Source organism: Deinococcus apachensis DSM 19763 (assembly GCF_000381345.1).
Classification (GTDB): domain Bacteria; phylum Deinococcota; class Deinococci; order Deinococcales; family Deinococcaceae; genus Deinococcus; species Deinococcus apachensis.
Map to the genome: position 1 here is coordinate 40,857 of NZ_KB906414.1, position 13,565 is coordinate 54,421.

At 69.0% G+C, this 13,565-nt stretch carries 15 protein-coding genes; 6 read left to right on the forward strand and 9 right to left on the reverse strand.

The window, feature by feature from the left end:
- Window positions 1–89: 89 nt before the first annotated feature.
- The 3 genes from F784_RS0118110 to F784_RS0118120 all read right to left on the reverse strand — a co-directional run bounded on the left by F784_RS0118110 (window position 90) and on the right by F784_RS0118120 (window position 2,798).
- A complete protein-coding gene (locus F784_RS0118110) occupies window positions 90–620 on the reverse strand; it encodes a GNAT family N-acetyltransferase (protein ID WP_245557942.1) in 531 nt (176 codons plus the stop codon).
- 203 nt (window positions 621–823) lie between these two features.
- A complete protein-coding gene (locus F784_RS0118115; RefSeq protein ID WP_019588149.1) occupies window positions 824–1,927 on the reverse strand; it encodes an App1 family protein phosphatidate phosphatase in 1,104 nt (367 codons plus the stop codon).
- A gap of 103 nt (window positions 1,928–2,030) precedes the next feature.
- On the reverse strand, window positions 2,031–2,798 hold the full coding sequence (locus tag F784_RS0118120) for an SDR family NAD(P)-dependent oxidoreductase (protein WP_026332574.1): 768 nt from the start codon (window positions 2,796–2,798) through the stop codon (window positions 2,031–2,033).
- 87 nt (window positions 2,799–2,885) lie between these two features.
- On the opposite strand from F784_RS0118120, the gene F784_RS0118125 reads away from it, so the two are divergent.
- Complete coding sequence (locus F784_RS0118125) at window positions 2,886–4,103, forward strand: S8 family serine peptidase (protein ID WP_019588151.1); 1,218 nt, start codon at window positions 2,886–2,888, stop codon at window positions 4,101–4,103.
- Between the two features lie 24 nt (window positions 4,104–4,127).
- On the forward strand, window positions 4,128–4,298 hold the full coding sequence (locus tag F784_RS26665) for a hypothetical protein (RefSeq protein ID WP_019588152.1): 171 nt from the start codon (window positions 4,128–4,130) through the stop codon (window positions 4,296–4,298).
- Window positions 4,299–4,354: 56 nt separating this feature from the next.
- Here F784_RS26665 and F784_RS0118135 read toward each other — a convergent pair whose 3' ends face one another.
- The 4 genes from F784_RS0118135 to F784_RS0118150 all read right to left on the reverse strand — a co-directional run bounded on the left by F784_RS0118135 (window position 4,355) and on the right by F784_RS0118150 (window position 7,478).
- A complete protein-coding gene (locus F784_RS0118135; protein ID WP_019588153.1) occupies window positions 4,355–4,681 on the reverse strand; it encodes a non-heme iron oxygenase ferredoxin subunit in 327 nt (108 codons plus the stop codon).
- 10 nt (window positions 4,682–4,691) lie between these two features.
- Window positions 4,692–5,213 carry a hypothetical protein gene (locus tag F784_RS0118140; protein ID WP_019588154.1) on the reverse strand — a complete coding sequence of 174 codons (522 nt, stop codon included), beginning with the start codon at window positions 5,211–5,213 and terminating at the stop codon, window positions 4,692–4,694.
- A gap of 524 nt (window positions 5,214–5,737) precedes the next feature.
- Window positions 5,738–6,586, reverse strand: a complete 849-nt coding sequence (locus F784_RS0118145; protein ID WP_019588155.1) for a hypothetical protein — start codon at window positions 6,584–6,586, stop codon at window positions 5,738–5,740.
- Window positions 6,587–6,629: 43 nt separating this feature from the next.
- Window positions 6,630–7,478: a VOC family protein gene (locus tag F784_RS0118150; RefSeq protein ID WP_019588156.1), complete on the reverse strand. Its 849-nt coding sequence runs from the start codon at window positions 7,476–7,478 to the stop codon at window positions 6,630–6,632.
- Window positions 7,479–7,655: 177 nt separating this feature from the next.
- Here F784_RS0118150 and F784_RS0118155 point away from each other — a divergent pair, with 177 nt between their 5' ends.
- The 3 genes from F784_RS0118155 to F784_RS27340 are packed head-to-tail and all read left to right on the forward strand — an operon-like array spanning window position 7,656 to window position 10,670.
- Window positions 7,656–9,131, forward strand: a complete 1,476-nt coding sequence (locus tag F784_RS0118155; RefSeq protein WP_040383539.1) for a hypothetical protein — start codon at window positions 7,656–7,658, stop codon at window positions 9,129–9,131.
- 52 nt (window positions 9,132–9,183) lie between these two features.
- Window positions 9,184–10,407, forward strand: a complete 1,224-nt coding sequence (locus tag F784_RS23775; RefSeq protein ID WP_051087003.1) for a serine hydrolase — start codon at window positions 9,184–9,186, stop codon at window positions 10,405–10,407.
- Window positions 10,392–10,670: a serine hydrolase gene (locus F784_RS27340; RefSeq protein WP_245557944.1), complete on the forward strand. Its 279-nt coding sequence runs from the start codon at window positions 10,392–10,394 to the stop codon at window positions 10,668–10,670. Before F784_RS23775 ends, F784_RS27340 begins: the two co-directional genes overlap by 16 nt.
- A 58-nt stretch (window positions 10,671–10,728) precedes the next feature.
- On the opposite strand, the gene F784_RS0118165 is transcribed toward F784_RS27340, so the two are convergent.
- Window positions 10,729–11,727, reverse strand: a complete 999-nt coding sequence (locus tag F784_RS0118165) for a ribose-phosphate diphosphokinase (protein ID WP_019588158.1) — start codon at window positions 11,725–11,727, stop codon at window positions 10,729–10,731.
- 161 nt (window positions 11,728–11,888) lie between these two features.
- Between F784_RS0118165 and F784_RS0118170 the strand changes: the two genes are divergently transcribed.
- Window positions 11,889–12,332 (forward strand): DMT family transporter, encoded by a 444-nt coding sequence (locus tag F784_RS0118170; protein ID WP_019588159.1) that lies wholly within the window; start codon window positions 11,889–11,891, stop codon window positions 12,330–12,332.
- 51 nt (window positions 12,333–12,383) lie between these two features.
- On the opposite strand, the gene dnaJ is transcribed toward F784_RS0118170, so the two are convergent.
- Window positions 12,384–13,508 carry a molecular chaperone DnaJ gene (gene dnaJ, locus F784_RS0118175; protein WP_019588160.1) on the reverse strand — a complete coding sequence of 375 codons (1,125 nt, stop codon included), beginning with the start codon at window positions 13,506–13,508 and terminating at the stop codon, window positions 12,384–12,386.
- Window positions 13,509–13,565: the final 57 nt, after the last annotated feature.

The window sequence follows — 13,565 nt, forward strand, 5'->3', positions numbered from 1 at the left end:
AGCTCCTGCAACAACAGGTGTTGCGCACTACCCGAGCCCGGCTCCATTGGAAATCGTCCTAAGAATGGAGGGGCGGCGTTATCTTTGAACTATCCTTCTTGCGGGCGGGGATCGGTACTCAGTATCGACATGCGGTGTTGATCCACCCATTCGCCCTGCCAGTACAGGGCGTCGCGCTCAATACCCTCATGGACAAAACCGCATTTTTCGTACACGTGCCGAGCACGAGGATTAAAGGCGTATACGCCCAGGCTGATGCGGTGCAAACCCACCATGCCAAAGCCGTACTGAACGGCGGCGCGAGTCGCCTCGATGCCGTAGCCCTGGCCCACCTGGGCTGGGTCATTCAACGCGATGCGGAAACTCATGCTGCTGTTGTTCTGATCCAGAGCGTTGAGCACCACTTCGCCAAGGTACGTACCGTCTGACGTCCGGAGAATGGCCCAGTCGGCGCGATCATCCGACTCCACCACACGGCCCAAGAAGCGCGCGACGTCGTCACGGGTAAACTTCCCGTGGGTTCCAGTCAGACGCATAAATACTTCGTGCCTCAGTCCGTCCATCACGTGCTCGAGATGTTCAATATTCAAGGGAACGAGCCGCAGGCGGGCGGTGGTCAAGCTCGCGGGTGAGGCGAGGGCAGCCCTATTTACCATAGGAGGCGTTCTATCAGCCCCCGGGGGTGTTCAGGATGGGTCATGTGGCCTAACAGCTCCGGGCAGGATGAGGCCAGGGGTAAGTAGCCACAACATGGATGGCAGGGAAACCAAACGCCTCTTTATCCCCAGCCTGGTTCCTTAGAAAGGGCCACGCCTCTTGAACCTTACGTCGCGTATGCCCGCGCCACGCTCGTCAGCACGCTGCGCAACTCGCCCGGTGTGATCAGCCCCATCGCCATTGCGTGGCTGGCGGCGTTCAGGCTGTCCGCCGCCAGAACGAGGTCCACACCGGCCTTGCGGACTTCCTCGCGGAGCTTAAGGACACCCTCGTCGCGCGCAGCCCCCGCCACGTCGCGGATGTAGACGGCGAGCACCCGGCCCGGGTGGCGGTGAACGACCTCGGCGTAAATCTCGGGGTCCTTCTCGCCGCTGTCGCCGACCAGGACGAACTTCAGGTCGGGGAAACGGGTGAAGATGCGCTCGATAACGCCGTGCTTGTACCCGCCGTGCCCGCCCAGCAGGTCGAAGCCCCAGTTTCGTAAAAAGAGCGGACCCAGCGGGATGCGGCGGTAGTCCAGGAACTGCCACAGCAGGTCGAAGAAGTTCCAGGGGCTGCTGGAGACGTAGAAGATCGGGTTGCGAAGCTCGCCGTCCCGGACCATCGCCCGGTAGAGCGCGCCCACGCCCGGAAAGGGCAGCCGGGTGCGGGCGTTGCCGGTCAGGCTGGTCACCAGCATGCGCGGCAAGCTGGTCACGTCCGACTGGAGCACCGTGTCGTCCAGGTCGCTGATGATGCCGAAGCGCGCCCCGGCCACCACTTGCACCCGCGCCCGGGTGATGCCCTCGCGGCCCCCGATGGTCAGGCTCGCCTCGTGCCAGCCGCCCGCGAAGGGTGTACCGCCTTCACCCGGCGCGAACGTCAGGGTGAAGTAGCCGTCGCTGTCGCTGACGCCGCTGGCCGTGACGCTCCCCAGCGTGCCGGTCACTTTGACCCCGCCCACCTCACGCGAGAGCAGGCGGCGCAGGATGGAGCGGAAATTGCGCCAGCGCGGGTCGCCCTTTTTCGCCGGGGCGAGCGCGCGGGGCAGCAGCACGCGGCCGGTCAGCTCCACGAACTGTGGCGTGCCCCAGCCCACGTAGGGTTGCAGGATCAGCTTGCCGCGGGCGCGCCGGGGCTGCACGTACCCACTGACCGCGTGGTCTACCGCCCGCAACGCCCGTTCCAGCGCGGGTTGCACCGCCTTGAAGCCGATCTTGGCCGCGTTCATCTGCGGTCCAGTCTACGGAAGTCGGGCCGGGGGAGGCAGCCCGCCCGCCTGAAGCGAACGCTGAGAGATGGAGAGCGGCCAGGTTCGGGGCGCCTGGTCCGTCCTACCGGTGGTCGTAGCGGCGGCGGATGATCCGGGCGGCCACCCGGTCCCCCAGGCTGGGCAGCAGGTGCTCCAGTGCGGCGAGCAGCGCGTAGAAGCGCGGCACGATCACCTCCCGGCGCGGATGCTCCAGCACGTCGGCAATCGCGTGGGCGACGACCTCAGGCCCCGGCATGGGGAGGCGGGCCGAGGCGGTCATCTCGCTCCTCACGAAGCCGGGCGCAATGAGGCTGACCTCCACCCCGCTGCCCTGGAGCTCGCGGCGCAGGCCCAGCGAGAAGCCGCGCAGACCGAACTTGCTCGCCGAGTACATGCCGTGAGTGGCTGCCCGCCCCGCCACCGAGCCAATGTTGACGATGTGCCCCGCGCGACGTGAGCGCATCCCCGGCAGCACCAGACGCGTGAGTTCGACCGGCGCCTCCAGGTTCACCCGTAGCACGCGCAGAGGATCGGGGTCGTCCCACCACCAGCCGCGCTCAACCGTGATGCCCGCGTTGTTGATCAGCACGTCGGTAGGGCCGAAATGCTCGCGGGCCGCGTCCACGAGCGCGCGGCGAGAGGCGTCGTCCGTCACGTCGGTCGGGACGGCGATCACGCGCGAGCCGGACGGGTCGAGTTCGCGCGCGAGGGCGGCGAGTTCGGCCTCACGGCGGGCCGCCAACACCAGCCGATACCCTCTGGATGCGAGTTCATGGGCCGCCGCCCGCCCAATGCCGCTTGACGCACCCGTGAGGATCACCGTGCGCGGTTTGGTTGGAAGGGAAGTCATGGCGCCCATGCTAAACGGTGGGAGAGCCGTCCTCTTTCCCCAACCCCTCCTCAGCCGCCCGTCAGGCGGGCACGCGAGACTGCGGTGATGAAGGCGCTGCCGTCCGTCCTCCTCACCGCCGCCCTCGTGGGTGCGGGGGCCTTTGCCGCCCCGCAGATCATCCCCGTCCCGGCGCTGCCCCCGTCGTCGGGAACGCCCCTGCCCGAACTGGCCCCCCTGCCCACCCGATCCGCACCGCTGCCGCCGCTCGTGCCCCTCTCGCCCTCGCCCAGCACACCGTCCACGAGCTACCGGCCCTCCGATCCCCTCTTCGCCCGGCAGTGGAACCTCCAGGCGATCCGGGCCCCGGGGGCGTGGGCGCAACTGGCGGGGACGGGCCGGGGCGCGCGGGTCACGGTCGCCGTCCTGGACACCGGCTTCGTCAATTCGCCGGAGCTGGCGGGCCGGGTGGTGAACGGGTACGACTTCGTCTCCGACCCGGCGCGGGCAGGGGACGGGAATGGGCGCGACCGCGACGCGAGCGGCGTGGGCGAGTTCGCCTACCACGCGGAGGTCATCGGGAACCTGATCGGGGCGGCGCACGACGGGCGGGGTATGGCGGGCATCAACCCCCAGGCGCGGGTGGTGCAGGTGCGGGTGGCGGGCACGGACGGCATGGTCGATCCGCAGGACCTCGCGGACGGGCTGCGCTGGGCGGCGGGGCTGAGCGTGCCGGGCACACCCCTCAACCTCAACCCGGCGCGGGTCCTCAACCTCAGCCTGTTCGCGGACTTTATCCCGCTGACAGGTTGCGATACGCGGATTCAGGCGGCGGTGGACGCGGTGACAGCACGAGGGGCGCTTGTGGTGGCCGGGGCAGCGAATGACGGGGCCGACGCCCGGGGCTACTCGCCTGCCGGGTGCCGCAACGTGCTGACGGTGACCAGCGTGACCCAGGGCGGACAGCGCCCGAGCTACGCGAACTGGGGCACGAGCGTCGCGCTGGCCGCACCAGGGGGCGAGCCCGGCCACGGCATTCCGGCGAGCAGCGTGAGCGGCCCGGGCGGGGAGCGGTCCCCGAACGGCACGAGCTTCGCCGCCCCCCACGCGGCGGGCGTGGCGAGCCTGCTCTTCGGCCTGAAGCCCACGCTGACGCCCGCACAGGTGCGTGACCTGCTGACCCGCACGGCGACTCCCTTTCCCACTGGCCGCTGCGACTCCGACCCGCGCAAGCTCTGTGGACGGGGCACCCTGAATGCGGAGGCGGCGGTGCGGGCCGTGCTGACCTCCCCGGGACCCTCCGCCCCCACCGGAACGCTACGCTAGCCCCATGAAGACCTGGAGGAACCCGTGAACGCCCCCGCGTGGCGCATCTGGCTGGTGGTCGCGCTGATGTGCGGGTGGGGCATTCTGACCATCCGCTTCGTGCAGCAGGGGAACGTTCCCTTTGCCCTCCTGTGCGCCCTCCTGCTGATCTCCAACGGCGTGACGCTCTGGCGGCTGACAAAGAGGGGGAAATAGGGGTCGTCCCCTTGTTCTGGCCCGGGTCCGCGGCAGGTTGAGCGGAATATGCCCGTTCAAAGCGGCAGGACGTAGACCTCGCCGTCCTCGACGAGCGTTCGGTAAATCCTCACCGGTTTCACGGCGGGGAGGGTCTTGGCCTTGCCGGTCGCCAGCTCAAATTTGGCGCCGTGCTTCTCGCAGGTGATGCGGCCCAGGCTCACCTCACCTCCCAGGAGGGGGTAATCCTTGTGGGTGCAGTTGTTTCGCAGCGCGTAGAACTGGCCCTCGTACCGGATGACGACCACGCTCACGCCGCCCACTGTCACCGCCGTCTGACTGCCCTCGGGCAGTTCCGCCTCCGCCCCCACCCGCACCCGCTCGACCCCGACCGCCTCGCTCATGAGGGCGAGTCTAGCGGGCCGTGAGGGGAAAGGACGTGACGCGCCGCCCGGTAGGGAGAGCGTAGACGAAGGCGCGTTGCCGGGACGTGCGTGTGTCCTCCACCAGCACCACGATCTGTTTCTCGTCCGGGGCAAACAACACGTTGAAGGGGCCAGTCCACTTACCCGGTGGCAACGTTTTGGCCCAAGCGGGGTCTTGCAGTGAGAGCAATCTGCGCCCGCTGGCTGTTTCCCACATGTGGAGGCTGTTACCGTAAGCGGCGAGGTACATGCCCGCGCGGCTGACTTCAGGAAAACTCATGTGCTGCGTGTTGAGGCTCTGTGCGTCCAGAGACGTGAGGCGTCTACCGGTGCGGGCATCCAGCACATCGTACCGGGGCGCCCATCCGAAGAACGAGAATGCCACAGCGGCCAGAATGCGATTGCCGGGAAGCTCATGCGGAGTGCTCGCCTCGAAATTTCCGTCGTAGAAGAGGTTCTTGCGCCCCTCCGCAGTTTCCCCAGGAGCGAGGGTGGAGATGGGCCAGATCACCCGCTTCCCACTCCTGAGGTCAACCCGTATGACGTTCAGCCATATCTCGCGCGAGGGCTTTGCTGCTATAAAAGCCGTGCAGGCATCTCGCGTGACGAGTGTGAAGAGACCGGGGAGACTCGCCCAGACGGTCTTCAAATCGAGTGCGTAGCAAGTTAGCCGCACTTGCTGCACACAGGGACTACGCACCGTGCCCCAGACGGTTGGGGAGGGTCCGGGTAAGCTCCGCTGAGCCTCAATCTGCCCCGTGCCCTTCATGACCGCCAGCGTGAATTTTTCCCAGTGCTCATCCGACTCCAGACGGACGAAGTGGGCGGCATCAACCTCTGCACTCCACCGTCAAGTGCCAGACCACCCAACGTCCGCACGCCTGCTCCCGATACCCTGACCTCGCCCCAATTCGCCTTCCAGACCGTGAACGCCGTTCTTTCAGCAAAAGTGGCAACCGTCGCCAGGAGGAGGCCGGGCAGGAGGACACACCGAAACATGCCGCAGCGTACGCCTCCCTCCCGTTCCCAGCAGGGCTAAGCCCCGCACCCCGTCTCCAGCCGCAGCCGCAGCCCCCCCTGCGGCGTCCACTCGCCCACCGTCACGCTGAAGCCCTCGTAGTACGAGCTGAAGGTGAGAACCTCCATTCGGCCGTCGCCGTTCAGGTCGGCCAGCCCCGCCAGACGGTAGAAGCTCGCCATCGGCATGGGGGCGCCGCTCCCCGGGTCGTAGGGCAGGCGGGGGGCAAGCGACGCGCCCAGGACTGTGGTTTTGACCTTCCCATTTCGCACCGAGCGCAGCAGGAGCAGGCTGTAGTCGCCGGGCTCTCCGACGGGTGGGGGATACAGGCCGGACCGCCCGGTGTAATAAGCGGCCTCCACAATCACCTCATCCGTCCCGTCGCCGTCGAGGTCGGCGCGGGTGAGGCCGAGCAGGTCCACCTGGGGATTCTTCAGACCCCGGCGCACCAGTTCATCACGGACGAGCCCCCGGTAAGCCTGGTTGGAGGTCGGGAGGACGGTGACCGGGCGCGGGCGGGTGTTCGTGGCGGCGGTCGTGACGACCCGGAAGGCGGGGCTAGCCGTAGCGGGGTTCAACCCCAGATCAAAGCTGTCCTCGCAGGGGACGCCGAGGGAGGCCGCCCGAGTGCCGCGTACTGTGGTCGCCTGACCCCGCAGGTCCTGTACTCGGTAGCGGTCGTCGGCACCCAGGCGCGGAACTGTGGCCGCCGGGGAAAGCCACCGCCCGCCGTCCCACGCTCCCAGCAGGATCGGCCTCGTCTCGCCGGGAAGCAGCACCAGCGCGGGCCGCAGAGGGGCGGGAGCGGGCGCCGCCAGCGAGGCGCAGGCCAGCAGGGCCAGGGCGGACAGGGACGGGCGAACCATACGGCCAGTTTCAGCCCACCCCTGCCCGCGCGGGTGAGAGGGGTCAGTCCCCCGCCCGGACGGTCACCCGGTTTCCCCAGGGGTCATTGAAGGAGAGGGCATTACCGCCATCCTCCACGGACAGGCCGCGGACGGCGAGGTGTGTCCGCAGCGGCTCCAGCTCAGGCGTGATGAGCTCAATGCCGCCCAGGCCCGCCGCTTGAGACGTGGGCCACCCCTGCCCGCGCGAGTGCCACTCGTTCAGCCCGAGGTGATGGTGGTAACCGCCCCAGGACAGGAACGCCGCACCCGGAAAGTGCGATACCACGTCCAGCCCGAGCGCGTCCGAGTAGAAGCGGGCGGCCTCGCCAGCGTCCCCCACCTTCAGGTGAACGTGGCCGACAGCGGTTCCGGCGGGTGCACCCTCAAACGGGGTTCCCTCCGCCTCCGCCATCACCCCCCGAACGTCCACCGGCAGGGTGTCCATCCGCACCAGGCCGTTTTCCCAGGTCCACTCGTTCCGGGGGCGGTCGCGGTAGACCTCGACGCCGTTGCCCTCGGGATCATTCAGGTAGATCGCCTCGCTGACGAGGTGGTCGCCCGTCCCCAGCCGCAGGCCCAGCGTGGCCGCGTGCGTCAGCCAGCGCCCCAGGTCGGCGCGGGTCGGCAGCAGGAAGGCGATGTGGTAGAGGCCGGGACGGCTCACGGCGGGCGCGGGAAGGTCCGGTCGGGCAACCAGGTGCAGCAGCGGCGTGCCGTGCGCCCCCAGCGTGACGCGGTCTTCTCCCTCCGAGATGAGGGTGAGGCCCAGCAACCGGGCATAGAACGTGGACAGTCGCGGCAGGTCGCGGGCGAGGAGCGTGACCGGGCCGATGTGGGTGGACGCGGAGAGGACGGGGCGCGCGGAGGCCATGCCTCATTTTGCGCTAAATACTTTAAAAAATCAATTGATTGATAATCCCATCTACTATAGGGCCGTGTGCCCGCTCAGAATCCGCTCCACCCAAAGGTGGATGAGCAAGAACCTCCTTTGAGGTACATACTCTAATCAGTACCAACCTCTTCAATGCTGCTCTTCCCGGAGGTCTCTATGGTTCAGACCGCACTCCATGCCCTGTATGACGCCCTCTTCCAGCTGGCGGCCCTGGCGGTGCCGCTGGCCGTCACGCTGGGAGCGCTGCTGCTGGCGCTCCTGCTCGTCGGCCTGCTGGACCGCGAACGCTTCCGGGCGGGGCTGAACTGGGCGGGGGCCCGACTGCCCTTCCTGACCCGTTGGGGATTGGTGGCGCTCGCAGTCGGTGCGGGGGCGCTCGCTACCTATGTGACGCGCCGGGCGGTGGACGCCCGGATGGGGGCGCAATTGAACGCCCGCTACGCCAATGCGGCGGACCCGGCGGGCGGGGAGACGGTGCAGACGGCGCCGCACGTCTCGCTGCTGACGACGCGGACGTACACGCGCACGCTGGTTCTCCCCGCCGACGTGTATGCCCGGCTCAACCTGAATGGCGGCTGGGAGACGCTGCTGCCGTATCTCAGCGGCGCCGGAGGCCAGAGCGTGCAGGACCTGCGCGAGGGCTTCACGCGGCGGGGCCGCAATCTGGTCTATACCCGCGACCTCACCCTGCAAACGGAAGAACCCCTGGGGCTGGATACCACCCGCGCCCACGCCGACCTGCGCTTCGTGAACCCGGCGGGCGGGCGCGGCACGTACTACAACGCGACCTTCACCGCCGACTACACCTTCACCAACCCGCGCGAGAAGGCGAGCCCCGTGCGCTTCGTATTTCCCCTCCCGTACGGCAGCGGCACCCTGAGCGGCTTTCGGCTGACCGTTAACGGCCGGGCCTACCGCGCGAGCGACCTGCAGGGCGGCAGCGTGTGGGAGGGCGTGGTGGGTGCCGGGCAGACCGTGCGCGTGAACGTGACCTACCAGCACCAGGGCTCGCGCGGCTGGAGCTACCGCCTCGCCGACCGCCGGGAGCCGCTGCGGAATCTCGACCTCACCGTGACGGCCAACCGGCCCGCCAAGTTCGAGCGGTACAGCCTGTATCCAACGTCGACGGAGCGCGCCGCGTTCGGCGGTCCACAGACCCTGCACTGGCAGCTTCAGGACGTGATCACCGCACAGAACGTGGCGGTCGTGTTTGCCCAGGGCAGCGTGCGCGAGATGCTCGCCAAGATCGGCCTGGTGCAGCCACCCGCGCTCGTGCTGGCCGCGCTGCTCGCCGTGCTGTGGGCGGGGCGGCGCCGCCTGCCCCTGCCCCCGCTGCGGCTGGCGGGCGCGGTGTTGGGGTTGAGCGTCGGGTTCGCGCTCGGGGGTGTGCTGACCGCCTATCTGCCCCCGGTCGTGGCCGTCCCGCTCGGGGCACTGCTCGGCGCGGCCTTCGGCGTTATAGTCCTGGGGCGCGCGTACCTCTTCCCCCTCGCCGTGACCGCCCTCGTGCCGCTCACGTTCCTGGCCGTCGGGCATGCGGGGTTGCTGCTCACGCTGCTGGCGGCGGTCACGCTGGGGGGCCTGTTCCTGACGCGGGAGGGGTTCGTGGCGGTCGGGAGGCGGGCGACTTGATCTGGCGCGTGTCCCCGGATTCCCTCCGAGCCTTTCTCTGATACGGTCGGGTATGAGCGCCCACCCGCTGACTGCCCTGACGCTGACCCTGCTTGCCACGGCCTCGGCTCAGAGCGGTGAGGTACGCACCCAGGCCGAGGCCCTCACTCGCCTGCTGGGGGCCGAGCAGCCCCAGGCGGAGTGGTTCGCTCCCGAGTTCCTCGCGCAAGTGCCTTTTGCGACCATCGCCGCGCAGCTCGCGGGCATCCGTCAATCGTACGGCGCCTTAGTGCGGCTGGACACGCTGGAGGGCCGCCCGCTCGCCGTGTACGAGCGCGGGACGCTGCTGATCACGGTGGCCTCGCTTGATGCTCAGGGACGGCTGACCGGCTTCGGGGCCGTGCCGGGTCCAGCTCCGCAGGGGACGACTCCCAGCCCGGCCGAACGCGATACCATCCTCCAGACCCTGACCCGGGTATTCCAGCCGGAGACGGTGGACCCCGCCCTCTTCGCCCCCGAGTTCCTGGCGGCGGTGCCCGAGGCGCAGCTCCGGGAGCAGTTCTCGGCGATTCGGGAGCAGTTCGGCGCCCTCGTGCGGGTGGACCTGACGGGGAACGTGCCGAAGGTGATCTACGAGCGCGGCGCCCTTAATGTCACGTCGCTGCGGGTGGATGCCCAGGGACGCGTCACGGCGCTCACCATCACGCCGGAGGTCACCTTCTCCTCACTGGAAGAGGCGCGGGCCGCCTTCGCCGCGCTACCGGGCCAGGTCAGCCTGCTCGTGCGCGAGGTGGACACGGGCCGGACCCTGGCCGCCCTGAACCCGTCCCGACCCCTGGCCGTGGGCTCGACCTTCAAGCTGGCGATCCTGGGCGAGTTGCAGGCGCAGGTGGGGCGCGGCGAGCGGCGCTGGACGGACGAGGTGACCCTGACGGACGCGGACCGGAGCCTGCCCAGCGGCACGTTGCAGGACGCCCCCGTGGGCAGCCGCTACACCCTGCGGAACCTCGCCGCGCGGATGATTCGGGATAGCGACAACACCGCCACCGACCTGCTGCTCCGTGTGGTGGGCCGCCCTGGGGTGGAGGCGCAGCTGGGGCAGACCGCGATGCCCAGCACCCGCGAGGCCTTCGCCCTGAAAAACCCCGCTAACCTGGCCTGCTGCACGCCTACCGCTCGGCAGGTCTGGACCGGGAGGCGCGGAGGAGGGTCCTCGCGCAGGCGGGCGCGGCACCGCTCCCGAACGTCGCGCTCTTCGCCCAGGGTCCGGTGGCGCGCGACGTGGAATGGTTCGTGAGCACCGAGCGGCTCTGCGCCCTGATGGCAGACGTGGCGGCCCTGCCCGAGACGACCCTGAACCCCGGTGTGGCGAGTCCCGCCGACTTCGCCCGGGTGAGCTACAAGGGCGGCAGCGAGGGCGGGGTGCTGAACCTCACGACCCAGCTCACGAACAGGGCCGGGAAGACCTACTGCGTCAGCGCGACCTGGAACGCCGCCCGCACCCTGAACGACAGTCAGTTCATCGCCCTGTATGGCGGCGTGCTGAAATTGCTGCGCTGAGGCCAGAGAACGACGAGGGGGAGGGTGCAGCTCCGGCCCTCCCCCTTCCGCCTCCCGCTTACTCGAACAGGGTGCTGACGCTTTCCCCCGTGTGGATGTTGGCGATGGCGTTGGCGAAGAGCGGTGCCACGTCGAGGACGGCGAGCTTGCCGTTTGAGGCGGCGATCTTCTCGGGTGGCACGTACACGGTGTTCGTGCTGGCGACCTGGGTCACGTCCAGCGTCGCGATACGCTCGATGGCGGGGCCGGTGTAGACGCCGTGGGTGACGGCCACATACACGTCCTTGGCGCCCATGCTGCGGGCGATGTTCACCGTCTCGACGAGGCTCCCGGCGGTGCTGATCTCGTCGTCCACGATGAAGACCGTCTTGCCCTCCACCTCACCGATCAGGGCGCGGGGACGAACCTCGGTGTCCGAGAGCCGTTCCTTGTCGATCATCGCGAGGCCGGAGTCGAGGCGGCGGGCGATCTGGCTGGCGCGCTTGATGCTGCCCGCGTCGGGGGCGAGCACCACACCCTCGTGCGCGTTCGGCACACAGGACTTGAAGTGCTGGCTGAGCACCCGGTCGGCCGAGAGGTGATCGACAGGCACCTTGAAGTAGCCGTGGACCTGCGGCGAATGCAGGGTCATGGTGAGGACACGGTCGGCCCCCGCCTCCTGCAGGAGGTCGGCGACCAGGCGCGCGGCGATGGAGATGCGCGGGCTGTCCTTCTTGTCGCTGCGGGCGTACGAGTAGTACGGGATAACGGCCGTGACCCGCCCCGCCGACGCGCTCTTGGCCGCGTCGATCATCAGCAGCAGCTCCATGATCGCGTCACTGACGGGCGTGGAGAAGGTCTGCACGATGAACACGTCGCCCTCGCGCAGCGACTGCTCGTAATGCACGATCAGGTTGTCGTTGGTGAACTTCTCAGTCTTGCTGTGGCCCAGGGAAACGCCGAGGTTGTCGCAGATCGCCTGCGCGAGCGGGCGGTTGCTCTGCCCGGCAAACACGAGCAGCGGCTGGCGGCGGCTCTGAGCCAGCCGCTCTAATTGGGGGCGGGGGGACACGGTCACGGTGGGAAACCTCCGGGAAAGGGGAGCGTGGAACTTCTCGCGCTGGGGCGAACGCACCGCAGCATACCCGGCCCGGCGAGTCACTGTCACGGCGCTGAAGGGTGCGTCCGTCTCCGGCGTGGGGACAGAAGCGCCGGGCCCGGGAACAGGTAGCATGACCCGTGGCCTGGCTTCTCCTGCTCCTGGCGATCCTCGTGGGCACCGCGGTCCCCCTCCAGACCGCCGCCAACTCGCGCCTTGCGCTGGCGGCCGGGCATCCCACCTGGGCCGCCCTGATCAGCGTCATCCTCACGCTGCTGCTGCTGACCACCTTCGTCCTGCTCGTGCGCCCCGGCCACGTCTCGGCGCTTGCGGGCGCGCGGCTGCCGTGGTGGACCTGGATTGGCGGGGCCTTCGGGATGATCTACCTGGTGGGCCTCGCTGCGCTGGCCCCGCGCCTGGGCACCGCCACGCTGTTCAGCCTGACCGTGCTGGGGCAACTGCTGGCGGCGGGGGTGATGGAACATTTCGGCTGGCTGGGTCTGCCGCACCACGCCCTGACGCCGGGGCGGGTATTGGGGCTCGCGTTGGTGGTGGTGGGGATCGTGCTGGTCCGGAGGTTTTAAAGGAAGAGGGGGCGCGGCCCACCTCGCCACGCCCCCTCCCCTCTCAACGCCTTACTCGCCGCGGAAAATCTTGCCCACCTTGCCCAGGAAGCCCTCGCGGTGCTCGTTCACCTCGTCACCGACGGCGCGGGCGTAGGCGTGCAGGGCCTCGCGGGCCTCGGGGGTGAGCTGGCCGGGCTTGGGGACCGCGATCTCGTACTCGACGATCAGGTCGCCCACTCCGGCGCCCTGCAATCGGGGCAGGCCCTGGCCGCGCAGGCGGTGGAGTTCGCCATGCTGGGTGCCGGGTTTGACCTCGACCGTCTGGGGGCCGTCGAGGGTGGGCACCGTGACCTCGCCACCTAATGTGGCCTTGGCAAATCCTATCTTCGCCGTGTGAATCAGGTGTTCCTGCTCACGGCGCAGGTCGGGGTGCGGCTCCATCTCGATATGCACGTACAGGTCGCCGTTGCCGCCCGGCCCCTCGTTCCCCTTGCCCGCCACCCGGATGCGGTACCCCTCGTCGATGCCACGCGGGAGCTTGACGCTGACCCGCTCGGCCTTCAGCGTGCGGCCCCGGCCCTTGCAGACCGTGCAGGGGTCCTCGATGGTCTGACCCTCGCCACGGCAGGTCGGGCAGGGCTGCTGGGTCTCCACGACGCCGAAGATCGTGCGGGCCTGGGCGCGCACCGCTCCCATGCCGCCACAGGTCGGGCAGGTCTTGGGCGGCTTCCCGCCCGGCTCCGTGCGGCTGCCGTGGCAGTGCTCGCAGGTCGTCAGGCGGTCCACCTCGACCTCGATCTCCTCGCCCGCGCGGGCCTGGAGAAGCGTCACGCGCGCCTCGGTCTCGATGTCGTCGCCGCGCGCCGGACCCCGACGACCCCCGCGCGCCCCGCCCAGCCCACCGAAGAGCTGTTCGAAGATGTCCATCGGGTCGAAGCCCACGCCGCCCATCCCGCCGAAGGGGTCGCCCCCCGGCATCCCCGCGCCCGGCGCGCTGCCGAAGCGGTCGTAGTGGGCACGCTTCTCGGGGTCGCTGAGGACCGCGTACGCCTCGTTGATGCGCGCGAACTGCTCAGCGGCCCCCGGCTCCTTGTTGCGGTCGGGGTGGAATTTCAGGGCCAGCTTGCGGTAGGAACTCTTGATCTCTTCGGCGCTCGCGGTGCGCGAGACACTTAACAGTTCGTAGTAATCCATAGGTGACGTGTTCGGCGGGCGCGGCCCGACCTCCACCGCTCAGGTTAACACGACCGG

Coding starts and splice junctions, on each gene's coding strand:
- F784_RS0118150 (WP_019588156.1), bottom strand. CDS start 7,478: ATGGCCTCCGCGCGCCCCGTCCTCTCCGCGTCCACCCACATCGGCCCG.
- F784_RS0118125 (WP_019588151.1), top strand. CDS start 2,886: ATGAAGGCGCTGCCGTCCGTCCTCCTCACCGCCGCCCTCGTGGGTGCG.
- F784_RS0118120 (WP_026332574.1), bottom strand. CDS start 2,798: ATGACTTCCCTTCCAACCAAACCGCGCACGGTGATCCTCACGGGTGCG.
- dnaJ (WP_019588160.1), bottom strand. CDS start 13,508: ATGGATTACTACGAACTGTTAAGTGTCTCGCGCACCGCGAGCGCCGAA.
- F784_RS0118115 (WP_019588149.1), bottom strand. CDS start 1,927: ATGAACGCGGCCAAGATCGGCTTCAAGGCGGTGCAACCCGCGCTGGAA.
- F784_RS23775 (WP_051087003.1), top strand. CDS start 9,184: ATGAGCGCCCACCCGCTGACTGCCCTGACGCTGACCCTGCTTGCCACG.
- F784_RS0118145 (WP_019588155.1), bottom strand. CDS start 6,586: ATGGTTCGCCCGTCCCTGTCCGCCCTGGCCCTGCTGGCCTGCGCCTCG.
- F784_RS0118135 (WP_019588153.1), bottom strand. CDS start 4,681: ATGAGCGAGGCGGTCGGGGTCGAGCGGGTGCGGGTGGGGGCGGAGGCG.
- F784_RS0118155 (WP_040383539.1), top strand. CDS start 7,656: ATGGTTCAGACCGCACTCCATGCCCTGTATGACGCCCTCTTCCAGCTG.